General features: G+C 60.1%; 14 protein-coding genes and 1 pseudogene. 7 read left to right on the top strand and 8 right to left on the bottom strand.

Annotated elements, in window-relative coordinates; all coding sequences use genetic code 11:
• Positions 1-192 precede the first annotated feature (192 nt).
• The 5 genes from aceE to msrA all read left to right on the top strand — a co-directional run bounded on the left by aceE (position 193) and on the right by msrA (position 10,133).
• The gene (aceE, locus tag SOP85_RS08940; RefSeq protein WP_323626723.1) at positions 193-2,838 is read left to right on the top strand and encodes a pyruvate dehydrogenase (acetyl-transferring), homodimeric type; all 2,646 of its coding nucleotides are present in this window, start codon (positions 193-195) and stop codon (positions 2,836-2,838) included.
• Between the two features lie 11 nt (positions 2,839-2,849).
• Positions 2,850-4,808: a dihydrolipoyllysine-residue acetyltransferase gene (gene aceF / locus SOP85_RS08935; protein WP_323626722.1), complete on the top strand. Its 1,959-nt coding sequence runs from the start codon at positions 2,850-2,852 to the stop codon at positions 4,806-4,808.
• Between the two features lie 263 nt (positions 4,809-5,071).
• On the top strand, positions 5,072-6,466 hold the full coding sequence (locus SOP85_RS08930; protein ID WP_323626755.1) for an alkaline phosphatase D family protein: 1,395 nt from the start codon (positions 5,072-5,074) through the stop codon (positions 6,464-6,466).
• A 263-nt stretch (positions 6,467-6,729) separates the two neighbouring features.
• Positions 6,730-9,423, top strand: a complete 2,694-nt coding sequence (locus tag SOP85_RS08925) for a putative bifunctional diguanylate cyclase/phosphodiesterase (protein WP_323608929.1) — start codon at positions 6,730-6,732, stop codon at positions 9,421-9,423.
• Positions 9,424-9,485: 62 nt separating this feature from the next.
• Positions 9,486-10,133, top strand: coding sequence for a peptide-methionine (S)-S-oxide reductase MsrA (gene msrA / locus SOP85_RS08920; protein WP_274076042.1), 648 nt, complete (start codon positions 9,486-9,488; stop codon positions 10,131-10,133).
• A gap of 110 nt (positions 10,134-10,243) precedes the next feature.
• Here msrA and SOP85_RS08915 read toward each other — a convergent pair whose 3' ends face one another.
• The 4 genes from SOP85_RS08915 to putP all read right to left on the bottom strand — a co-directional run bounded on the left by SOP85_RS08915 (position 10,244) and on the right by putP (position 14,369).
• On the bottom strand, positions 10,244-11,080 hold the full coding sequence (locus SOP85_RS08915) for a 23S rRNA (adenine(2030)-N(6))-methyltransferase RlmJ (RefSeq protein WP_323608931.1): 837 nt from the start codon (positions 11,078-11,080) through the stop codon (positions 10,244-10,246).
• Between the two features lie 202 nt (positions 11,081-11,282).
• On the bottom strand, positions 11,283-11,612 hold the full coding sequence (locus tag SOP85_RS08910) for a hypothetical protein (RefSeq protein WP_323626721.1): 330 nt from the start codon (positions 11,610-11,612) through the stop codon (positions 11,283-11,285).
• 813 nt (positions 11,613-12,425) lie between these two features.
• Positions 12,426-12,596 (bottom strand): PAAR domain-containing protein, encoded by a 171-nt coding sequence (locus SOP85_RS08905; RefSeq protein WP_274076045.1) that lies wholly within the window; start codon positions 12,594-12,596, stop codon positions 12,426-12,428.
• A 288-nt stretch (positions 12,597-12,884) separates the two neighbouring features.
• The gene (putP, locus tag SOP85_RS08900) at positions 12,885-14,369 is read right to left on the bottom strand and encodes a sodium/proline symporter PutP (protein ID WP_323626720.1); all 1,485 of its coding nucleotides are present in this window, start codon (positions 14,367-14,369) and stop codon (positions 12,885-12,887) included.
• Positions 14,370-14,831: 462 nt separating this feature from the next.
• Between putP and putA the strand changes: the two genes are divergently transcribed.
• Together putA and SOP85_RS08890 are read left to right on the top strand one after the other, a co-directional pair.
• The gene (gene putA / locus SOP85_RS08895) at positions 14,832-18,782 is read left to right on the top strand and encodes a trifunctional transcriptional regulator/proline dehydrogenase/L-glutamate gamma-semialdehyde dehydrogenase (RefSeq protein WP_323626719.1); all 3,951 of its coding nucleotides are present in this window, start codon (positions 14,832-14,834) and stop codon (positions 18,780-18,782) included.
• A 259-nt stretch (positions 18,783-19,041) separates the two neighbouring features.
• Positions 19,042-20,844, top strand: coding sequence for an acyl-CoA dehydrogenase (locus SOP85_RS08890; RefSeq protein WP_323626718.1), 1,803 nt, complete (start codon positions 19,042-19,044; stop codon positions 20,842-20,844).
• A 115-nt stretch (positions 20,845-20,959) separates the two neighbouring features.
• Here SOP85_RS08890 and SOP85_RS31350 read toward each other — a convergent pair whose 3' ends face one another.
• The 4 genes and pseudogenes from SOP85_RS31350 to SOP85_RS08875 all read right to left on the bottom strand — a co-directional run bounded on the left by SOP85_RS31350 (position 20,960) and on the right by SOP85_RS08875 (position 23,524).
• On the bottom strand, positions 20,960-21,691 hold the full coding sequence (locus tag SOP85_RS31350; RefSeq protein WP_442967900.1) for a methyl-accepting chemotaxis protein: 732 nt from the start codon (positions 21,689-21,691) through the stop codon (positions 20,960-20,962).
• A gap of 132 nt (positions 21,692-21,823) precedes the next feature.
• Positions 21,824-22,852: pseudogene (locus tag SOP85_RS31345) on the bottom strand (HAMP domain-containing protein); the annotation flags it as partial.
• A gap of 145 nt (positions 22,853-22,997) precedes the next feature.
• Complete coding sequence (locus tag SOP85_RS08880; RefSeq protein WP_046819903.1) at positions 22,998-23,297, bottom strand: cell division protein ZapA; 300 nt, start codon at positions 23,295-23,297, stop codon at positions 22,998-23,000.
• Positions 23,294-23,524 (bottom strand): hypothetical protein, encoded by a 231-nt coding sequence (locus SOP85_RS08875; RefSeq protein ID WP_046819963.1) that lies wholly within the window; start codon positions 23,522-23,524, stop codon positions 23,294-23,296. The genes SOP85_RS08880 and SOP85_RS08875 overlap by 4 nt, the downstream gene beginning before the upstream one ends.
• Between the last annotated feature and the right edge of the window lie 209 nt (positions 23,525-23,733).

Below are 23,733 nucleotides of genomic sequence, written 5' to 3'. Positions count from 1 at the left end.
CACAAGCCGCTCATCTGTAGTTTTACTACTCGTATATACATTAGCAAGGCTGAAATGCCGGATGATTTGTAGTAAAACTACACACCGCCGGACCAACCTATCGGCAATCCAAGAATTCATAACGTCTGCCCACAAGGCCAGTCGCTAACTCAGGCAACCGATTCTGGTAGCCTTTCCGCCCTGGAGCAAGCCATGCAAGACCTCGATCCCGTCGAAACCCAGGAATGGCTGGACGCCCTGGAATCGGTTCTCGACAAAGAAGGCGAAGACCGTGCTCACTATCTGATGACCCGTATGGGTGAACTCGCAACCCGCAGCGGTTCGCAGTTGCCTTACGCCATCACCACGCCTTACCGCAACACCATCCCGGTAACCCACGAAGCACGCATGCCTGGCGACCTGTTCATGGAACGCCGCATTCGCTCGCTGGTACGCTGGAACGCGATGGCCATGGTAATGCGTACGAACCTGAAAGATTCTGACCTCGGCGGTCACATCTCCAGCTTCGCTTCCAGTGCGACCCTGTATGACATCGGCTTCAACTACTTCTTCCAGGCCCCGACCGACGAACACGGCGGCGACCTGATCTACTTCCAGGGCCACACCTCGCCAGGCGTTTACGCCCGTGCGTTCATGGAAGGCCGCATTTCCGAAGACCAGATGAACAACTTCCGTCAGGAAGTGGACGGTCAGGGCCTGTCGTCCTACCCGCACCCTTGGCTGATGCCTGACTTCTGGCAGTTCCCGACCGTATCCATGGGTCTGGGCCCGATCCAGGCGATCTACCAGGCGCGTTTCATGAAGTACCTGGAAGCCCGCGGCTTCATTCCTGCCGGCAAGCAGAAAGTCTGGTGCTTCCTGGGCGACGGCGAGTGCGACGAGCCGGAATCCCTGGGCGCGATCTCCCTGGCTGGCCGCGAGAAGCTGGACAACCTGATCTTCGTCATCAACTGCAACCTGCAGCGCCTCGACGGCCCGGTTCGCGGCAACGGCAAGATCATCCAGGAACTCGAAGGCGTGTTCCGCGGTGCCCAGTGGAACGTGACCAAAGTCATCTGGGGCCGTTTCTGGGACCCACTGCTGGCCAAGGACGTCGACGGTATCCTGCAACGTCGCATGGACGAAGTCATCGACGGCGAGTACCAGAACTACAAAGCCAAAGACGGCGCGTTCGTGCGTGAACACTTCTTCAACACGCCAGAACTCAAGGCGATGGTCGAAGACCTGTCCGATGACGAGATCTGGAAACTCAACCGTGGCGGCCACGACCCGTACAAGGTCTACGCGGCGTACCACGAAGCGGTCAACCACAAGGAACAACCGACCGTCATCCTGGCCAAGACCATCAAGGGTTATGGCACCGGTGCCGGCGAAGCGAAGAACACCGCGCACAACACCAAGAAGGTTGATGTTGAAAGCCTGAAGCTGTTCCGCGATCGCTTCGACATTCCAGTTAAAGATGAAGAGCTGGAAAACCTGCCGTTCTTCAAGCCGGAGCCAAACAGCGCCGAAGCCCGCTACCTGAGCGAGCGCCGCACTGCACTGGGCGGTTTCGTGCCACAGCGTCGCGCACAAAGCTTCAGCGTACCGACGCCGCCACTGGATACCCTCAAGGCTATCCTCGACGGCTCGGGCGATCGTGAAATCTCCACCACCATGGCCTTCGTGCGCATTCTCGCGCAACTGGTCAAGGACAAGGAAATCGGTCCGCGCATCGTGCCGATCATCCCGGACGAAGCCCGTACCTTCGGTATGGAAGGCATGTTCCGTCAGTTGGGCATCTACTCGTCCGTCGGCCAGCTCTACGAGCCAGTCGATAAAGACCAGGTGATGTTCTACAAGGAAGACAAGAAGGGCCAGATCCTCGAAGAAGGCATCAACGAAGCGGGCGCCATGAGCTCCTTCATCGCTGCCGGTACTTCGTACTCCAGCCACAACCAGCCGATGCTGCCGTTCTACATCTTCTACTCGATGTTCGGTTTCCAGCGTATCGGCGACCTCGCGTGGGCCGCTGGCGACAGCCGTACCCGTGGCTTCCTGATCGGCGGTACCGCCGGCCGTACCACCCTGAACGGTGAAGGCCTGCAACACGAAGACGGTCACAGCCACCTGCTGGCCGCGACCATCCCGAACTGCCGCACCTACGATCCAACCTACGGCTACGAGCTGGCGGTGATCATTCAGGACGGCATGAAGAAGATGACCGAAGAGCAACAGGACGTCTTCTACTACATCACCGTGATGAACGAGTCCTACCAGCAGCCAGCCATGCCGGCCGGTGCCGAAGAAGGCATCAAGAAAGGCATGTACCTGCTCGAGGAAGACACCCGCGAAGCGGCGCACCACGTCCAGCTGATGGGCTCCGGCACCATCCTGCGTGAAGTCCGTGAAGCGGCGAAGATCCTGCGTGAACAGTTCAACGTCGGCGCCGACGTGTGGAGCGTCACCAGCTTCAACGAACTGCGTCGCGACGGCCTGGCCGTTGAGCGCACCAACCGTCTGCACCCTGGCCAGAAGCCTAAGCTGAGCTATGTGGAAGAGTGCCTGAACGGCCGTAAAGGTCCGGTCATTGCCTCGACCGACTACATGAAGCTGTTCGCCGAGCAGATCCGTCAGTGGGTACCGTCCAAGGAATTCAAAGTCCTGGGCACCGACGGTTTCGGCCGCAGCGACAGCCGCAAGAAACTGCGTCATTTCTTCGAAGTTGACCGTCATTTCGTGGTGTTGGCAGCCCTGGAAGCACTGGCTGACCGTGGTGACATCGAACCTAAGGTCGTGGCTGAAGCCATCGCCAAGTTCGGTATCAACCCGGAAAAACTCAACCCACTGGACTGCTGAGGAGAGATTCTGTGAGCGAACTCATTCGCGTACCTGACATCGGCAGCGGTGAAGGTGAAGTAATTGAACTGTTTGTGAAGGTCGGCGACCGTATCGAAGCCGAGCAAAGCATCCTGACGCTGGAATCGGACAAGGCGAGCATGGAAGTGCCTGCGCCGAAGGCCGGTATCGTCAAGAGCCTGAAAGTTAAGCTGGGCGATCGCCTGAAAGAAGGCGACGAACTGCTGGAGCTGGAAGTCGAAGGTGCCGCTGCTGCTCCTGCGGCTGCAGCTGCGCCTGCTGCTGCAAAAGCAGAAGAGAAACCGGCCGCCGCACCAGCGCCGGCCGCTCCTGCTGCTGCGCCTGCTGCCGCTTCGGTTCAGCAAGTGCACGTGCCGGACATCGGTTCGTCGGGCAAGGCACAGATCATCGAGATCCAGGTCAAGGTCGGCGACACCGTCGCAGCTGATCAGTCGCTGATCACCCTGGAATCCGACAAGGCCAGCATGGAAATCCCGTCGCCTGCCGCTGGCGTGGTCAAGGCCATCAGCGTCAAGCTCAACGACGAAGTCGGCACCGGCGACCTGATCCTGGACCTGGAAGTGGCGGGTGCTGCGGCACCGGCTGCTGCCGCTCCGGCCCAGGCTGCCGCTCCTGCTGCCGCTGCTCCTGCGCCAGCCGCTGCCGCTCCGGCTGCTCCGGTTGCCGACAGCGTCCAGGACATCCACGTTCCGGACATCGGTTCGGCGGGCAAGGCCAAGATCATCGAAGTGTTGGTCAAGGCCGGCGACACCGTTGAAGCCGACCAGTCGCTGATCACCCTGGAATCCGACAAGGCGAGCATGGAAATTCCATCGCCTGCCGCTGGCGTGGTGGAGAGCGTCTCCGTCAAGCTGGACGACGAAGTCGGTACCGGCGACCTGATCCTCAAGCTGAAAGTCAAAGGCGCTGCCCCGGCAGCTGCTGCGGCACCTGCCGCTGCCGCTCCGAGCGCTCCTGCTGCCGCTGCGGCTCCTGCTGCTGCAGCACCTGCGGCTGCCGCACCGGTTGCCGCTCCAGCCAGGCCTGGCGCCAAGGTTCACGCCGGCCCTGCCGTGCGTCAACTGGCCCGCGAATTCGGTGTCGAGCTGAGCGCCGTTGGTGCCAGCGGTCCTCACGGTCGCATCCTCAAGGAAGACGTGCAGGTTTACGTCAAAGCCATGATGCAGAAGGCCAAGGAAGCACCGGCCGCTGCTGCTGGCGCTACCGGTGGCGCGGGCATCCCGCCGATTCCGGTCGTGGACTTCAGCCGCTTCGGTGAAATCGAAGAAGTGCCGATGACCCGCCTGATGCAGGTCGGCGCCGCCAACCTGCACCGCAGCTGGCTGAACGTGCCGCACGTGACGCAATTCGACTCGGCGGATATCACCGAGCTGGAAGCCTTCCGTACCGCCCAGAAAGCCGTCGCAGAGAAGGCCGGCGTCAAGCTGACCATCCTGCCATTGCTGCTCAAGTCCTGCGCGCACCTGCTCAAGGAACTGCCGGACTTCAACAGCTCGCTGGCGCCAAGCGGCAAAGCGATCATCCGCAAGAAATACGTGAACATCGGCTTTGCCGTCGACACCCCGGATGGCCTGCTGGTACCGGTCATCAAGAACGTCGACCAGAAGAGCTTGCTGCAACTGGCCGCCGAGGCTGCTTCCCTGGCTGAAAAAGCCCGGACCAAGAAGCTCTCGTCGGACGAGATGCAAGGCGCCTGCTTCACCATTTCCAGCCTCGGCCACATTGGCGGCACCGGCTTCACGCCGATCGTCAACGCGCCGGAAGTGGCGATCCTCGGTGTTTCCAAGGCAACCATCCAGCCAGTCTGGGACGGCAAAGCCTTCCAGCCGAAACTGATGCTGCCGCTGTCGCTGTCCTACGATCACCGTGTGATCAACGGCGCCGCTGCTGCACGCTTCACCAAGCGTCTGAGCGACCTGCTGGCGGACATCCGCACCATCCTGCTGTAACACCGGCCGGCCCTCCCTTACCGGAGGGCCTGTCGCGTTTCACGTTTTCCGAGCGCCACGCTCGTACCTCAACCCCGCCAATTTGGCGGGGCTTTTTTTGCCCGGTGTTTTTTACTCATTAGATGAGTTCCTACATTTGTGGCTGATATCCCCCACAAGTCGAGTCCATTTCAGCCCGGTATTTTTCAAGGCCAAATAACTAGCCTGCTTGCACGGCCATTTAAAGCCGATTGCTCGTTAATACCAACCGAATGGATTCGAACATGTTTAAACCTACAGTCGGGCCAATCATTGGCCACACCACAACTAACCACGCACGCATCTTTTTGCGTGGAGAGGCAAATAAAGACGCACGTGCATTTGCCGGCATTCGTTATCGGCGCCTCGGTGACGAGAACTGGTCAAAGGGTACTTTCGCCGAACTCGAGAAAGCCCGTGACATGTCCGCCGTCCTGGTTCTCAACAACCTGACCGCCGACACCGTGCATGAATATCAAGCCGGCTGGTTCAACCCGATCAAGCCTGTTTCCTCTGTAGAGACAATCCAGGAACTGCCCTTGCAGTGGCCTCGGCAAATCCATCGTCTGCGCACCCGCTCGAGCCAGGCCGCACAACCCAAGGCCTATGTCACGGGCTCTTGTCGCTATCTGCGGCTGACCGCAGGCATTGCGGCCGAACCGCATCTGGGTGACAGGATATTCGCGTCAATAGCAAGACTGGCCGAGCAGGCCGATCCGCCTGTCAGTGCAATGTTGATGACCGGTGACCAGATCTACGTCGATGATCTGAACTTCATTGCCCCGGACCGCGAACTCAAGGATATTCTTCGCAAATATCGCGTGGCCTTTTCACAGCCACACATCGCAAAGTTAATGTCAGCCCTGCCAACTTATATGACCCTCGATGATCATGAGATCGAGGACAATTGGCCAGCCAACAGAAACAAGTCCGATGACTTTCTATATGCCAATGCGATGAACGCCTATGAGTTGTACCAGGCCAGCCATGGCCCGGCATACGAACTCTGCGCCGATGGGCAAATCAACCGAAAACTGGACAAATACTGGTACCAGTTCACCGACGGTGATATCGAATGGTTCGTCACCGACACCCGTACCCGACGCAATCTTGCAGCCAGCGACCGACGCATCCTCGATATCGAGCAGGAGCAGGCCTTGTGCGAGTGGCTGATCAACAGTTCGGCCCGGGTCAAATTCGTGGTCACCAGCGTCATGTTCTACCCCGACAACAAACGCCCGGACAACGACGCCTGGCAAGGCTTTCCCGCGCAACGACTACGGCTGCTTGAAACGATTCGCACATACGCCATCAAAAATGTCTTCATCATTTCAGGCGACGTCCACGGCTCATTGACCAGCCGTCTGACCCACAGCACGGACCCGAGCTTCGAAGTGCATACCATCGTCTCCTCGCCCCTGTGCAACAGCAAGCTGCTGCCCTATGCCAAGGCCTCCACCTTCATCCTCGATAAACCCCTGGCCCGAACCGCTGGGGGCGATTACCGACACGCGCTGACCAGTGATGTGATCAGCCAGGATAACTTCGCGCACCTGATCGTCGATTCGGAGCAGGTTCATGTGCGCTATCACGACCGGGATGGCGGCCTGTTACAGGCGGTCAGTATTTTGCTGCGTTAAACGCAAAAGATCGCAGCCTTCGACAGCTCCTACAGGAGTACACAACCCCCTGTAGGAGCTGCCGAAGGCTGCGAACCTTTTGGCCTAATACAATCTTTCAGTCGTGCGCTGGAGAAATCTTCACTGCTGCCGACATATTCTTATAGCACTTGGCCTTCATCTCTCTTGTCAGTCAGTGTCGCAATGATGCAACCTTGCCGCAGGCAACAGTAAAGAGGGCGAGAGCCCGGCGCGATCAGCATATTCGAAGCGAGTTTCCCTCCATGAAAAGCCAACCCGATGCCGCCAGCCGTATGGTGGCCGAGGTAGTGACGCAGCTGCCTGTGCCCTCGCGGCTCGGCATGCTGCGTTTCGAACGGCTGAATGAACCAAGCTGGGCGCTGCTGTTTCTCGACCCCAATTGCGAACGCCAGTTCGGCCTGCCGGCGGTGGAGCTGTGCGCCCTGGTCGGCTCGCCCTACGCCAGCCTGATGGAGCCGGAAGCTCGCTATCAGCTGCACGATGCGATTCAGGCGCAGTTGAGCGAAAGCACCCACTATCTGATCCGCTACACCCTGCACACCGCCTCTGGCTCGCTGAGCCTGCTGGAACTGGGCGAAGCCTACAAACAACACAATCGACACCTGTTGCGCGGTTACCTGCTGGTCATTGACGGCCTGTTCGAGGATGACCCGCTGCTGCCGGCGCTGGACCTCGAAACCCAGAACTCGCGCCTGCAAATCGCCCTGGAGCTCAACCAGCGCGCCCAGCAGGAGCAACTGCAACATCTGGACCGGGCGCGTGCCCAGCAGGACCTGATCCTGCTGCTGACCCGCCAGCGCTACAGCAGCAACAATTCCCTGCGGGAAGCCGCCGAACTGATCACGCGCAGCGCCTGCGAGATTTACCAGATCGACTGCGCCAGCCTGTGGCACCTGGAAGGCTCGATGCTGGCGCCCATCTCGGCCTATCACCGCTCGACCCAGGAATACCTGTTGCCGGCGCCGATCGACGTCAGCATATTCCCCGATTACCTCGACGCCCTGCATACCGGCCGCGCCATCGATGCCCACAACGCCATGCGCGACCCGCGCACCCGGGACATGGCCGAAAGCCTGCGCCCGCGGGACGTCAATGCGATGCTCGATGCCAGCATCCGTGTCGACGGCCAGGTGGTCGGCGTGTTGTGCCTGGAACAAACCGGTGCGACCCGCGCCTGGCAGTCGGACGAAATCGCCTTTGCCGGCGAGTTGGCGGATCAATTCGCCCAGGTCATCAACAATCACAACCGACGCACCGCCACCAGCGCCCTGCATCTGTTCCAGCGGGCGGTCGAGCAAAGCGCCAACGCCTTTTTGCTGGTCAATTGCGATGGCATCGTGGAGTACGTCAACCCGAGCTTCACGGCGATTACCCAGTACACCACCGAAGAAGTCCACGGCCAGCGCCTGGCGGAATTGCCGGCACTGGAGAACCTCAGTGAACTGCTGTTCGACGCGCCCTCCGCGTTGGCCAAGAGCAACAGCTGGCAGGGCGAGTTCAAGAGCCGCCGCAAAAACCTCGAACCCTACTGGGGCCAGCTGTCGATCTCCAAGGTCTATGGCGACAACCGCGAGCTGACCCATTACATCGGCATCTATGAAGACATTACCCAGACCAAGCTCGCCCAGCAACGCATCGAGCGCCTGGCCTACACCGACAACCTGACCAACCTTGGCAACCGCCCGGCCTTCATTCGCAACCTCGACGAACGCTTCGCCCGCGACAGCGACGCGCCGATCAGCCTGTTGCTGGTCGACATCGACAACTTCAAGCGGATCAACGACAGCCTCGGCCATCAGACCGGCGACAAGCTGCTGATCAGCCTGGCCCGGCGCCTGCGCAACAGCCTCAACCCGGGTGGTAGCCTGGCGCGGTTTGCCAGTAACGAATTCGCGGTGCTGCTGGACAACACGGGCCTTGAACTCGGGCAGCAGGTCGCCAACCAATTGCTCACGACCCTCGACAAACCGATGTTCGTCGACAACCAGCTGATCAGCGTGACCGGCTCGGTCGGCCTGGCCTGTGCCCCCTTGCATGGGCGCGACCCGCAGACCCTGATGCGCAACGCCGGGCTGGCCCTGCACAAGGCCAAGGCCAACGGCAAACATCAGGTGCAGGTCTTCACCGAAGCCCTGAACGCCGAGGCCAGCTACAAGCTGTTCGTCGAAAACAACCTGCGTCGCGCCCTGACCCAGAACGAACTGGACGTGTTCTACCAACCCAAGCTCTGCCTGCGCAGCGGACGCCTGCTGGGGATGGAAGCGCTGTTGCGCTGGAATCACCCGGAAAAAGGCATGATCCGCCCAGACCAGTTCATCAGCGTCGCGGAAGAAACCGGCCTGATCATACCGATCGGCAAATGGATCGCCCGCCAGGCCTGCCGCATGAGCAAGGCGCTGACGGCCGCCGGCCTGGGCAACCTGCAGGTGGCCATCAACCTGTCACCCAAGCAGTTCTCCGACCCGGACCTGGTGGCGTCCATCGCCAACATCCTCAAGGAAGAAGCGCTGCCGTCGCGCCTGCTGGAGCTGGAACTGACCGAAGGCCTGCTGCTGGAAGCCACCGAAGACACTCACCTACAACTCGACCAGCTCAAGCGCCTGGGCCTGACCCTGGCGATGGACGACTTCGGCACCGGTTACTCGTCGCTCAGCTACTTGAAAAAATTCCCCATCGACATCATCAAGATCGATCGAAGCTTCATCCACGAGATCCCGGATAACCAGGACGACATGGAAATCACCTCCGCGGTGATCGCCATGGCCCACAACCTGAAACTCAAGGTCGTGGCTGAAGGCATCGAGACCGCCGAGCAGTTGGCCTTCCTGCGTCGCCACCGTTGCGACGTTGGCCAGGGCTACCTGTTCGACAAACCGATCCCGGGCCTCGACCTGATCGACAGGCTCAAACGCTATCCGCGCGGCCCGATCGCCTGACAGCGAGCCAACACTCGGGCACACTGCATCTCTAACTATTTCAATGACTGAGAGGACTGAAGATGGTTCTGCGCTCGGAAATTCTGGTGAACAAAAACGTGCTCCCTACCAAAGAACAAGCTCTGCCTGGCCGTGAAACCCCCATGACCGTGCCGGAAAAACACTTCGTCCACGACGCGCCGCTGCTGGGTCCGTTCGCGATGGACGTGGATTTCGCGATCTTCGGCCTTGGCTGCTTCTGGGGCGCTGAACGCAGGTTCTGGCAGCGTGAAGGCGTGGTCAGTACGGCCGTGGGTTACGCTGGCGGCTTCACCCCGAACCCGACTTACGAAGAAGTCTGCTCTGGCTTGACCGGCCATAGCGAAGTCGTGCTGGTGGTCTACGAGCCGGCAAAAGTCAGCTACGAAGCGCTGCTGAAGATGTTCTGGGAACTGCACAACCCGACCCAGGGCATGCGCCAGGGCAATGACCTCGGCACCCAGTATCGCTCGGTGATCTACGCGACCAACCCGAGCCAACTGGAAGCCGCGAAAAAAAGCGCGCAGGTGTTCCAGGTCGAACTGACCAAGGCCGGCAAGGGCACCATCACTACCGAAATCGACGAAGCGCCGACGTTTTTCTTCGCCGAGGCTTATCACCAGCAGTATCTGGCGAAAAACCCGGAAGGCTATTGCGGGATTGGCGGTACCGGTGTGACCTGCCCTATCTGATCTGACGCAAAATCACTTGTAGGAGCTGGCTTGCCAGCGAAGGCGGCGGGAAGCCTTACGGTGATCTCCCGGACGCCTTCGCCGGCAAGCCGGCTCCTACAGGCCGAGCATTACTCGGCAATCAACCAATCCATCCGCCACCCGCCCTGCGTCTGCCCAAGCTTCTCGGACAACCACGGCAGCAACTCACGCAACTCTTCCTCCAGCCCCCACGGCGGATTGGCAATCGCCAAACCGGAGCCGTTCAGGCTGTTAGGCGTATCCAACGGATGCACCAGCAACTCGACCCGCAACAACTTCGGCGCACCGGTACCGGCCAGATCCTGATAGAAACGCCGCAACGCGCGCTGATCCTTCACCGGATACCAGATCGCCGCCACGGTCTGGCGCATCCGCCCCACAGCCTCTTTCAAGGACGCTGCACAGCGCTGCATCTCGTCGAGCTTTTCGAACGGCGGATCGATCAACATCACCGCGCGCTTCTCGGGCACTGGAAGCAACGCCCGCGGCACATGCCAGCCTTCACCAAGATGCACCTTGACCCGCCGATCCCCGGCCATATTGTCCTTGAGCAACACGCCGTCTTCCGGGTGTTTCTCGTTGAGCAACACACGGTCCTGCGCACGCGTCAGGCGCCGCGCCAACTCCGGCGACCCCGGGTAATAGCGTAACTGTCCATCCGGGTTCATCTCATGCAGCACCTGCATGTAATCAGCCGTCAGGATCGGCAGATCCGGCTGATCCCACAAACGCGCGATGCCTTCCAGGTACTCACCGGTACGGCTGGCCTGATCGCCTTGAAGGTCGTACAGACCAATGCCGGCGTGAGTGTCGAGATAGGCAAACGGCTGCTCCTTGCGCGACATCAGTGCGATGAGGCGGGTCAAGGTCAGGTGTTTGAACACATCGGCGTGATTGCCGGCATGGAAGGCGTGGCGATAATTCATGGTTGCTCCTGCGAAGGCCGGCAAGTTTACCTTTTACCGGCCAGCAAGTCAGGGGTTGGGGGCTGAGTGGCCCTCAACGTCAAAAGATCGCAGCCTTCGGCAGCTCCTACAGGGATCGCGCAAGATGGATCTGACACCTGTAGGAGCTGCCGAAGGCTGCGATCTTTTGATCTTGATCTTGATCTTGATCTTGTGACGATGCCTACGCCCCTGCTGAAGGCCACGCCCGCAACCGCCGCCCAACCACATCCAGCACGTCACAGCCATCGCGCAGCGGAATAGCGCAAAGCAAGGCAAAGTCGCTGAGGATAAAGGACTCACACTCGATGGAACCGCGCATCGACAGGTTCTCAAGCACCTGGGTAACTGCGCGTACTCTGTAGTTTGCGGCGTCCGCAAGGACGTCGAGTGGCGCGTGGGTGTCGACGAATAGGGTGGGCATATCGGTGCAGTTGCTGGTCAATGCCATGAAGCGGTTGTCGGGATAGGGAGTTGGTTTTTCGTAGGGCGGATCGGGGTGAATTGTTTTCATTAGTAGCTCCCAAAGATGAATCGGAGCTGCCATCAGCCTTCCTACAGGCTAGGGTGGCAGCTAAGCGCGGGGTAGGAATATCGAGACCTTGGGAAAACTCGACCACGCCGAAGCGTGCCCGCGCGTAGCCGCCGCAACTGATCTTACGGACGCATATAAACGACATCTTTAAGCTGCAGAGGCCGACTAGAAAATCTCCATTTCAACCATCGCTGCGAGGCAGAACATAATCAATAGAAGAACGATCACAGACCACTGCAATACAATCAGCCTAAATCTAAGTGATGACGGTAGGCTTCTTATATCGTCGGCACTGATACGACCGCGTTTAATGTAGAAATCGGGGAATGTCACAAACCCGGAGATCCCCCCTACCACCATCAATTTCCCCCAAGGTCCGCCGCAGCTTAGAGGTGCAAGACTTATAACGGCAGGGCTGTTTTGGAAATAACCCAGCAAGACCTTCATTTTTGTATAGGCCAGGTACAGGGTAAATCCAATGCATGCGATGAGCCCTCCGAAATCAATTAGTCCGACTACGAGAAATAATGTATCAGCTGTGCTCAAAGTCACTTCACTAACTCATAAATTTTCTCAGCGATATTCTCACCAACTTTTTCACCCGCTTGACCTGCAGAAAAGGTTGCTCCTCCGACCACCAAAACTCCGCAAGCCAATACGGATAATCCTCTGGTATAACCACCAAGGCCCACGCAGAGCCCTCCAACTACAGGGGCACTTAACACAATACCGGATGCCCAGCCACCGGCCAGACCTCCAGCAAAGCTTCCCGCCTCAGTGAATTTGACTCTCTCACAAGCTTCGGTGTTTCCCGCAGAACACACATCCTGAACCGCCGCAGGAAACGCGGTCGCCTTCACGCGCATGGGCGATACCAAACATCATGACGCGGGTGTCGGCTTCCAACACCTTGCCGCCGCAAGTGGTCTCGTCACCCAGGCGAATGAAATGTCCTTTGGCCATTGCTGATCTCCCTCTCTGCTGGCGCCCCAGTCATGGAAAGCGCACCACTGTTAACCATCGATAAGCCGACTCGGGATGAGCGGCTTAACGCAAAGTACGTGGACAAAGAGGAAACTCAAGACGGTCTAGAAAATCAGGAAATGCCTTACGAGCTGGACGGAAAAGGACCACGGAAACGGGATGACTAACGCCGGTTTTCGGTCCTGGCACGCCAAAAAAAACGGCCCGCACCTTGAGGCTGCGAGCCGTTCTTTCATCAGCGATGGGGAACGTTCACCCCATCACTTATCACTTGTTCAAACGGAAATCCGCCTCGGCAGCAGCAAAGCGCGAAAGCATGCCGGCAGTCGGCGTGCCCAGCTTGCTGACGATGTAGATCGCCAGGCTGGCGAAGATGAAGCCAGGGATGATTTCGTACAGGCCCAGCAGTTCGAAATGCTTCCAGACGATCACGGTGATCGCGCCGACCAGGATGCCGGCCAGTGCGCCGTTGCGGGTCATGTCTTTCCAGATCACGGAGATCAGTACGACCGGACCGAATGCAGCGCCGAAACCGGCCCAGGCGTAGCTCACCAGGCCCAGTACGCGGTTTTCCGGGTTGGCGGCCATCGCGATGGCAATCAGGGCAACCAGCAGCACCATGGCGCGACCGACCCAGACCAGTTCAACCTGGGAAGCGGATTTACGCAGGAAGGTCTTGTAGAAGTCTTCGGTCAGGGCGCTCGAGCACACCAGCAGCTGGCAGCTCAGGGTGCTCATGACCGCCGCCAGAATGGCCGACAGCAGTACACCGGCAACCCATGGGTTGAACAGGATTTTCGCCAGTTCAATGAACACACGCTCGTGGTTTTCGGTCACAGGACCGGCCACATCAGGGTGCGCCGAGAAGTACGCGATGCCGAAGAAGCCTACGGCCACAGTGCCGCCCAGGCACAGGATCATCCAGGCCATGGAGATGCGACGGGCCTTGGCGATCGACTTCACGGAATCGGCTGCCATGAAACGCGCCAGGATGTGCGGCTGGCCGAAGTAGCCCAGGCCCCAACCCATCAGCGAGATGATGCCGATGAAGGTGGTGTTCTTCAGCATGTCGAAGTTGCTGGCGTCTTGCGCTTCGATGGCCAGGAACGTGGTGTCGACGCCACCGGTGGCCAGCAGCACGATGATCGGCGTGAGCAACAGGGCGAAGATCATCAGGGTCGCTTGTACGGTGTCAGTCCAGCTCACTGCCAGGAAACCGCCGACGAAGGTGTAGGCAATCGTCGCCGCAGCGCCGGCCCACAGCGCAGTCTCGTAGGACATGCCGAAGGTGCTTTCGAACAGACGGGCGCCGGCCACGATGCCGGAAGCGCAGTAGATGGTGAAGAACACCAGGATCACGACGGCGGAGATGATCCGCAGCAGGCCGCTTTTGTCTTCGAAACGACTGGAGAAGTAGTCCGGCAGGGTCAGCGCATCGCCGTTGTGCTCGGTCTGCACACGCAGACGGCCAGCGACGAACAGCCAGTTGAGGTACGCACCGACGATCAGGCCGATGGCGATCCAGCTTTCGGACAGACCGGACATGTAGATCGCGCCCGGCAGGCCCATCAACAACCAGCCGCTCATGTCGGAGGCACCAGCGGACAACGCGGTCACGACGCTGCCCAGGCTACGGCCGCCCAGGATGTAATCGGAAAGGTTGTTGGTAGAGCGATAGGCCATGAAGCCGATCAGCACCATTGCTGCGATGTAGATCACGAACGTGATCAGGGTTGGATTGCTTACGCTCATTTAAGTGACGCCCTGGCTTTGTTTTTATGTAGCGGCGGCTGGTGAACCGCTGGCAAACGGTGACGTTTGACAGGCGATCCGGGATCCCGCGCATTTATGACTGATGTTTCCCCAGGAAAGCCATCAGCCGGAGCACCCGAATCGAGTTCGGGTTGCACCTTGGGCGCGAATGCTATTCAACAAAGCAAATAAGGTGCAACCAGTTTCTCGAGAATAAGTTGCACCTAGTCGGAAATAAATTTCAAAACCGGTTTTTTGCTCCTTTTCGGAGCAAGAAGAAGGAGCAGCCACCCTAAAAAGCACCAAGCAGAGGCGGCACTTGTGTACCAGAATTTATTTCCTGACGAGCTGCGTAACATTCCGACAAAAAAAGGGTTGCACCCGGTTGCACCTCAACAGTCGCACGGCTAATCTTGCCGCCAGCTGATGCCACGCAGTCGTGGCAAACATGAGGATAAAAACATGGCTACCACCACCCTTGGGGTCAAACTTGACGACCCGACCCGCGAACGCCTCAAGGCTGCCGCGACCTCGATTGATCGCACGCCGCATTGGCTGATCAAGCAGGCAATCTTCAATTACCTGGAAAAACTCGAGGGTGGTGCAACCCTGTCCGAGCTGAACGGTTTGACCAAGGATTCCGACGACAGCGTCGACGCGCCTCTGGATCATGCCCACCAGTGCTTCCTCGAATTCGCCGAAAGCATCCTGCCGCAATCGGTCCTGCGCGCTTCGATCACTGCCGCCTACCGTCGCCCTGAGCCGGAAGTGGTGCCGATGCTGATCGAGCAGGCTCGCCTGCCGGCGCCTATGGCCGAAGCCACCAACAAACTCGCCGCGTCTATCGCGGAAAAACTGCGCAACCAGAAGAGCGCTGGCGGCCGTGCCGGTATCGTTCAGGGCCTGCTGCAGGAATTCTCCCTGTCGTCCCAGGAAGGCGTAGCGCTGATGTGCCTGGCCGAAGCGCTGCTGCGCATCCCGGACAAAGGCACCCGCGACGCCCTGATCCGCGACAAGATCAGCACCGGCAACTGGCACCCGCACCTGGGCAACAGCCCGTCGTTGTTCGTCAACGCCGCGACCTGGGGCCTGCTGCTGACCGGCAAGCTGGTGTCCACGCACAACGAAGCTGGCCTGACGTCGTCCCTGAGCCGCATCATCGGCAAGAGCGGCGAGCCGATGATCCGCAAGGGCGTCGACATGGCCATGCGCCTGATGGGCGAGCAGTTCGTCACCGGCGAAACCATCGCCGAAGCCCTGGCCAACGCCAGCAAGTTCGAAGCCAAGGGTTTCCGCTATTCCTACGACATGCTCGGTGAAGCCGCACTGACCGAGCACGATGCGCAGAAGTACCTGGCCTCGTACGAACAAGCCATCCACTCGATCGGCAAAGCGTCCCACGGTCGTGGGATTTATGAAGGCCCGGGCATTTCGATCAAGCTGTCCGCCCTGCACCCGCGTTACAGCCGTGCGCAGTACGAGCGTGTGATGGACGAGCTGTACCCGCGCCTGCTGTCGCTGACCCTGCTGGCCAAGCAATACGACATCGGCCTGAACATCGACGCCGAAGAAGCCGACCGACTGGAGCTGTCGCTGGATCTGCTCGAGCGCCTGTGCTTCGAGCCGCAACTGACTGGCTGGAACGGCATCGGTTTCGTCATCCAGGCTTACCAGAAGCGTTGCCCGTACGTGATCGACTACGTGATCGACCTGGCTCGCCGCAGCCGTCATCGCCTGATGATCCGCCTGGTGAAAGGCGCGTACTGGGACAGCGAGATCAAGCGCGCCCAGGTCGAAGGCCTGGAAGGCTATCCGGTCTACACCCGCAAGGTGTACACCGACGTGTCCTACATCGCTTGCGCACGCAAACTGCTGTCGGTGCCGGAAGTCATCTACCCGCAGTTCGCCACGCACAACGCCCACACCCTGTCGGCCATTTATCACATCGCCGGTCAGAACTATTACCCGGGCCAGTATGAGTTCCAGTGCCTGCACGGCATGGGTGAACCGCTGTACGAACAGGTTGTAGGCAAAGTTTCCGAAGGCAAGCTGAACCGTCCGTGCCGCGTGTACGCACCGGTCGGCACCCATGAAACCCTGCTGGCCTACCTGGTGCGTCGCCTGCTGGAAAACGGCGCGAACACCTCGTTCGTCAACCGGATTGCCGACCAGTCGATTTCGATCCAGGAACTGGTAGCCGACCCGGTAGCCAGCATCGAGCAGATGGCGACCGTGGAAGGTGGTTTCGGCCTGCCGCACCCGCGCATTCCGCTGCCGCGTGACCTGTACGGTGCCGAGCGCGCCAACTCCAGCGGCATCGACATGGCCAACGAACATCGTCTGGCTTCCCTGTCCTGCGCCCTTCTGGCCACCGCGCACAACCACTGGAAGGCCGCGCCGATGCTCGGTTGCGCGTCCAGCAGCGAAACCCCCGCGCCAGTGCTGAACCCGTCCGACCTGCGTGACGTGGTTGGCCATGTACAGGAAGCGACCGTCGAAGACGTCGACAACGCGATCCAGTGCGCCCTGAACGCTGCGCCGATCTGGCAGGCCACCCCGCCGGCCGAACGCGCTGCGATCCTGGAACGCGCTGCCGATTTGATGGAAGGTGAGATCCAGCCGCTGATGGGCCTCCTGGCTCGCGAAGCCGGCAAGACCTTCGCCAACGCCATCGCCGAAGTGCGTGAAGCCGTGGACTTCCTGCGTTACTACGCGGTGCAGGCACGCAACGACTTCACCAATGACGCCCACCGTCCGCTGGGCCCGGTGGTGTGCATCAGCCCGTGGAACTTCCCGCTGGCGATTTTCAGCGGCCAGGTAGCTGCGGCACTGGCAGCCGGTAACCCGGTCTTGGCCAAGCCTGCGGAACAGACTCCGCTGGTCGCTGCTCAAGCCGTGCGCCTGCTGCTCGAAGCCGGCATTCCCGAGGGCGTGCTGCAACTGCTGCCGGGTCGCGGCGAAACCGTCGGCGCTGGCCTTGTGGGTGACGATCGCGTCAAAGGCGTGATGTTCACCGGTTCCACCGAAGTCGCTCGTCTGCTGCAACGCAACATTGCCGGTCGCCTGGACAGCCAGGGTCGCCCGATTCCGCTGATCGCCGAAACCGGTGGCCAGAACGCGATGATCGTCGACTCTTCGGCACTGACCGAACAGGTTGTGATCGACGTGGTTTCCTCGGCCTTCGACAGCGCCGGCCAGCGGTGCTCAGCCCTGCGCGTGCTGTGCCTGCAGGAAGATTCCGCCGACCGCGTGATCGAAATGCTCAAGGGCGCCATGGCTGAAAGCCGCCTCGGCAACCCTGAGCGCCTGTCCGTGGACATCGGCCCGGTGATCGACGCCGAAGCCAAGGCTGGCATCGAGAAGCACATCCAGGCCATGCGCGACAAAGGTCGCAGCGTGTACCAGGTGGCCATCGCCGACGCCGAAGAAGTCAAACGCGGCACCTTCGTGATGCCGACGCTGATCGAACTGGAAAGCTTCGACGAACTGCAACGGGAGATCTTCGGTCCGGTGCTGCACGTGGTGCGCTACAAGCGCAAGGACATCGATCAACTGATCGCGCAGATCAACGCTTCCGGCTACGGTCTGACCCTGGGTGTGCACACCCGCATCGACGAGACGATCGCCAAGGTGATCGACAACGTCAATGCCGGTAACGTCTACGTGAACCGCAACATCGTCGGTGCCGTGGTCGGCGTGCAGCCGTTCGGCGGCGAAGGCCTGTCGGGTACTGGTCCGAAAGCCGGTGGCCCGCTGTACCTGTACCGCCTGCTGTCGACTCGTCCTACCGATGCGATCGAACAATCCTTCGCTCGCGGTGATGCCATCGCAGCACCGGACGTTCGCCTGCGCGACGCCATGAGCAAGCCGCTGACCGCCCTGAAAGCCTGGGCCGACAGCAACAAGTTCGCCGACCTGAGCACCCTGTGCGTACAGTTCGCCGCACAATCGCAAAGCGGTATCACCCGCGTTCTGGCTGGCCCGACCGGCGAGCGCAACAGTTATGCGATCCTGCCGCGTGAGCACGTGCTGTGCCTGGCGGAAGTCGAAGGCGATCTGCTGACGCAACTGGCGGCAGTACTGGCTGTCGGCGGTTCGGCGGTATGGCCGGAAGCTGAGCTGACCAAGGCTTTGTTCGCCCGCCTGCCGAAAGACATTCAGGCACGCATCAAACTGGTGTCCGACTGGAACAAGGACGAAGTGGTGATTGATGCAGTTCTGCATCACGGCCATTCCGACCAGTTGCGCGCGGTTTGCCAGCAAGTGGCCAAGCGTGCCGGCGCCATTGTCGGGGTTCAGGGCTTGTCGCAGGGTGAGACCAACATTGCGTTGGAGCGCCTGGTGATTGAGCGGGCCTTGAGCGTTAACACGGCTGCGGCGGGTGGTAATGCCAGCTTGATGACCATCGGATAAACCGCAACACGATCGGGCAGCCGCAATGGCTGCCCGATATGCAATACCCCTGTGGGAGCGGGCTTGCTCGCGAAGGCTGTGTGTATTCAACAAAGATGTTGAATGACACACAGCCTTCGCGAGCAAGCCCGCTCCCACATTTGTTATTGTGGCGCCGGCTAAGGCCCTGCTCTGTCCTACCATCACGCTCATCAATCATCCTGTTCAACCACTATTCCCACGCCTAGACTCGGCCCATCCCAACAAAAGGTAGGCCGCCATGTCCGAGACGTTGCTCAGTTCCCGCAATCTGGCTTTCGAGCTGTATGAAGTCCTCGATGCCGAGGGCCTGACCCAGCGTGAGCGTTTCGCCGAGCACAATCGCGAGACCTTCGATGCCGCCCTCGGCACCGCCCGCAACATCGCCGAGAAGTTTTTCGCCCCGCACAACCGCAAGGGCGACGAGAACGAGCCTCGTTATGAAGACGGCCAGGCGATTTTGATTCCGGAAGTGAAACCGGCGGTGGATGCCTTCCTCGAAGCCGGTTTCCTCAATGCCGCACGCAGTTTCGACGCCGGCGGCATGCAACTGCCCACCCTGCTGTCCCAGGCCTGCTTCGCCCACTTTCAATCCGCCAACGCGGCGACGACGTCCTATCCCTTCCTGACCATGGGCGCGGCGAACCTGATCGAAAGTTTCGGCACCGAAGAACAGAAGCGCCGCTTCCTGCAACCGATGATCGACGGTCGCTTCTTTGGCACCATGGCCCTGACCGAACCCCATGCGGGCTCGTCGCTGTCGGACATTCGTACACGGGCCGAGCCTGCGCCGGACGGCACCTATCGACTCAAGGGCAACAAGATCTTCATCTCCGGCGGCGATCATCCGCTGTCGGAAAACATCGTGCACATGGTCCTGGCCAAGCTGCCGGATGCACCCGCCGGGGTGAAGGGCATTTCGCTGTTCATCGTGCCCAAGTTCCTGGTCAACGATGACGGCAGTCTTGGCCAGCGTAACGACGTGCTGCTGGCAGGGCTGTTCCACAAGATGGGCTGGCGCGGCACCACGTCTACCGCGCTGAACTTCGGCGATAACGGTGAGTGCGTCGGCTATCTGGTGGGCAAGCCGCACCACGGCCTGAGCTACATGTTCCAGATGATGAACGAAGCGCGGATCGGCGTCGGCATGGGCGCGGTGATGCTTGGCTACGCCGGCTACCTATATTCCCTGGAGTACGCCCGCGAGCGTCCGCAGGGTCGCGTGCCGGACAGCAAGGACCCGAACACTGCGCCCGTGGCGATCATCCAGCACGCCGACGTCAAACGCATGCTGCTGACCCAGAAGGCTTACGTCGAAGGTTCGTTCGACCTGGGTTTGTACACCGCCCGCCTGTTCGACGACACCACCACCCTCGAGACCGAAGCCGAACGCAAGCAGGCCCATGAACTGCTGGACCTGCTGACGCCCATCGCCAAATCCTGGCCGTCGGAGTTTTGCCTGAAAGCCAACGAGCTGGCGATCCAGATCCTCGGCGGTCACGGCTATACCCGCGAATATCCGGTGGAACAGTACTACCGCGACAACCGCCTCAACCCGATCCACGAAGGCACCCACGGCATCCAGTCGCTGGACCTGCTGGGGCGCAAACTGGCACAGAACGGCGGTGCCGGGCTTAAGCAACTGATCCGCCTGATCGCCGACACCACCGAGCGCGCGCACGCCCATGAATCGCTGACTGCACTGCGTGAGCCGCTGGAGAAACTGGTGGCGCGCCTGCAAACCGTGACCATTGGCCTGCTGACGGACCTGGCCCAGGGCAAGGTCAACAGCAGCCTGGCGAACTCCGCGCTGTACCTGAAAGTGTTCGGCCATGCGGTGATTGGCTGGCGCTGGCTGGAACAGGCGATTCGCGCCGAGGAAGGGCTGGCCAAGGGGAATGCGGCGGATGTGAGTTTCTATAAAGGCAAGTTGCAGGCGGCACGGTACTTCCTGACCTGGGAAGTGCCGGGTTGCCACCATGAACTAGCGATTCTTGAGGCGCGGGATGATGTTTGCTTGAACATGCAGGATGAGTGGTTCTGATCCAAGTCTTGAGGTGCAGCTGAAATCCATTCGCGAGCAAGCCCGCTCCCACAGTTGAAATGCGATCCACTGTGGGAGCGGGCTTGCTCGCGAAGAGGCCCGCACCGACAACCCATCAGCTCAAGCGAAACCCACCCATCTGCCGCGCCAGATCATCCGCCAACCGCTGCAACGTCTGACAATCCTCCCGGCAAGCCCTGACCTCCCCCGCCGTCGCCCGCGCCAGGTCGGAAATCCCCTGCACGTTGCGATTGATCTCCTCGGTCACCGCCGACTGCTCTTCAGTCGCCGTCGCCACCTGGTGGTTCATGTCGCTGATGCGTTCGACCTGCCCGGTAATCGCCGTCAACGAGGCCCCGGTGCGCTGGCTCGACTCAACCCCCGTGCCCGTGGCCGCTTGCCCGGAATGCATCGAAGACACCGCGTTCTCCGCGCCCTGTTTGAGGCTGCCGATTATCTGCTGGATCTCATCGGTGGAAGCCTGGGTACGCCGAGCCAAAGTGCGCACTTCATCGGCCACCACCGCAAATCCGCGGCCCATGTCCCCGGCCCGCGCAGCTTCGATGGCGGCATTGAGCGCCAGCAGGTTGGTCTGTTCGGAAATCCCGCGAATCACCGCCAGCACCTGATCGATCGATGCCACCTGATTGGCCAGCTCGCCCACGGCGCTGGCGGCGACACCGATTTCGTCGGACATGCTTTCAATATGGCGGATCGAACCGCCGACCACTTCCCGAGCCTGCAGGGCTTCATCCCGGGCGTTTTGCGAAGCGACTGCCGCGTTGCCGGCGTTTTGCGCAATTTCCTGCACGGTCAAGCCCATTTCGTGAACAGCGGTGGCAACCATGTCGGTCATCTCCTGCTGGCGTCCGGAACGCTCTGCGGTGTTGTCCACCACCCGCGCCACCTGGCCGACTGCGGTGCGCAAGCGTTCGCTGGTGGCCAGCACTTCGCCGATCATCTCGCGCTGGCTATCAAGGAACCGATTGAACCCGCGCGCCAGATCTCCCAGTTCATCGGCGCGACTGGCATCCAGCCGATGGGTCAAATCTCCACCACCGCTACCGATGGCGACCAGCGCCGCTGTTACCTGACGAATCGGCCGTACCAGGCCACGGGCCAGCAACACCACCAGCAGCAGGCACACCAGTGCCACCGCCAGGCCGATACCGCCGCTCATCCACATGGCGCGACGGGCCTCGGCGTAGATTTGCGCCTGTGGCACTTCGGCCACCAGGGTCCAGCCGAGATCGCGCAGGGGCAGGCTCAATGCCAGGAAATCTTCGCCATCGCGCTGGAAGTTGCTGCTCGCTGCGCTTCCTTGACTCATGACCGCTTGCGCCGCAGGGCCACCCACCTGCTCAGCCAAGGTGCGTTTGCCACTGAATTGCGCTTCAGGATGGACCTGGATCAAACCGTCGGAACGCACGAGATAGACCTTGCCGCGCTCACCGAAACTGAAGTTGTGAATCAGCTCCGAGAGTCCTTTCATGCTCAGTCCCAGCCCGGCGACGCCCACCACCTTTCCTGCCTTCTCGACTTTAAGGTCGATGAACAGCGCCAATTCTCCGGTGGCCGTGTCGTTGTCGATATTGAGCGTGCGCGGCTGGTTGCTGTCGAGAAACGAGTAGAACCAGGCGTCTTTCGGATTGGAACGACTGAGGGTCCGGTCCAGGCCTTTTTCGTTGAAGTAATGATTGGACGCGGTACCGACGATAATCGTGGTAAAGGCCTTGTGCTCGGCGCGGATGCCTTCGAGATAGGCAGTAAAGGTGTCGACCTGGGCACTGTCTTCACCCGCAGCCAGCCAGTCACGCACCATGCTGTTGCTGGCGATGTCCTTGGCGGCGGTGAGGGGTTGGACGAGGATGCGTTCGATGTCGTTGCGCATCGCTTCGATGCTCGACGGCAGCGCCTGTTCGACCAGATAGCGCTGGGCGAGGCGGTTGACCACGAGGGTATAAACGCCAACCACGATCACGATGCTGACCAGCAGGGCGGTGCCCATGCTCAGGATCAATTGCCACTGAATACTGCGACGCCAGAACTGCATGGAGCACCCCCAAAGAATAAGAGGCTGAAACACTGCAACAGCCGTGCCGATTGTATACAACTAAACCGACAATTTATTCTTTGGTTGTGCGCAAAGCCGATCAGGCCTGATTGATCGTCTTGGAGATCACTTCAACCGTGGCGCTGACTTGCTCTTGGTAACGGTCGAGTTCCTGTTTGTGCTGCTTTTGCATTTCGATCTGCTGGGAACACAGATTCATCGCCGCCAGCACCAGCAGTCGGTCACCGATCAGGGTCGGGTACTTCTTTTTGGTGTCGGCCAGGGCAGCTTTCAGCATCAACGCAGCGTCCAGCAGGGTCTGCTCTTCCCCGGCCGGTGCCTTGATCGAATAGTCTTCCCCCAGGATCGAGACGACTTTCACACCTGGGCCGTAACTCATGCGTTGACAGGGCCAGCGCTGACGCGCTCAACCAGGGCCTGGATGCGTGCTACGGTGGCGCCTTGCTTCTCTTCCTGTTCCATCAGGCTCAGTTGCAGGCTTTCGTTTTCGTCCTTGGCCTGGGCCAGTTCGGCGCTCAGGGCCTGGTTGGTGCCGACCAACGCCTGGTTCTGTTGCACGAGGTCGCTGACCAGTTGTTCCAATTGGCTTAGGGATGCTTCCAACATTTTGATTTTCCGGGCATTTTCAAAGGGCGCGTACGATAAAGAAAAGTCACGATGGATGCCAGGGTTATGCGGGCGCAAGGCCTTGATTTTCCTGGCCGGTGACCATTCTCGCGAACTGTAGAGACTGTGATTGGCCGATCTGGTTCCTGCACTTCGTCGCCATGGTGCAAATCCACGAGCATCGACCGTGTGCCCGTGCAAAGCTTTTT

Origin of the sequence: Pseudomonas sp. YuFO20 (genome assembly GCF_035064975.1) — a bacterium.
GTDB lineage: Bacteria > Pseudomonadota > Gammaproteobacteria > Pseudomonadales > Pseudomonadaceae > Aquipseudomonas > Aquipseudomonas putida_AE.
Note: the sequence above shows the minus strand (reverse complement) of the source record. Positions and strands in the feature narration are given on the sequence as shown.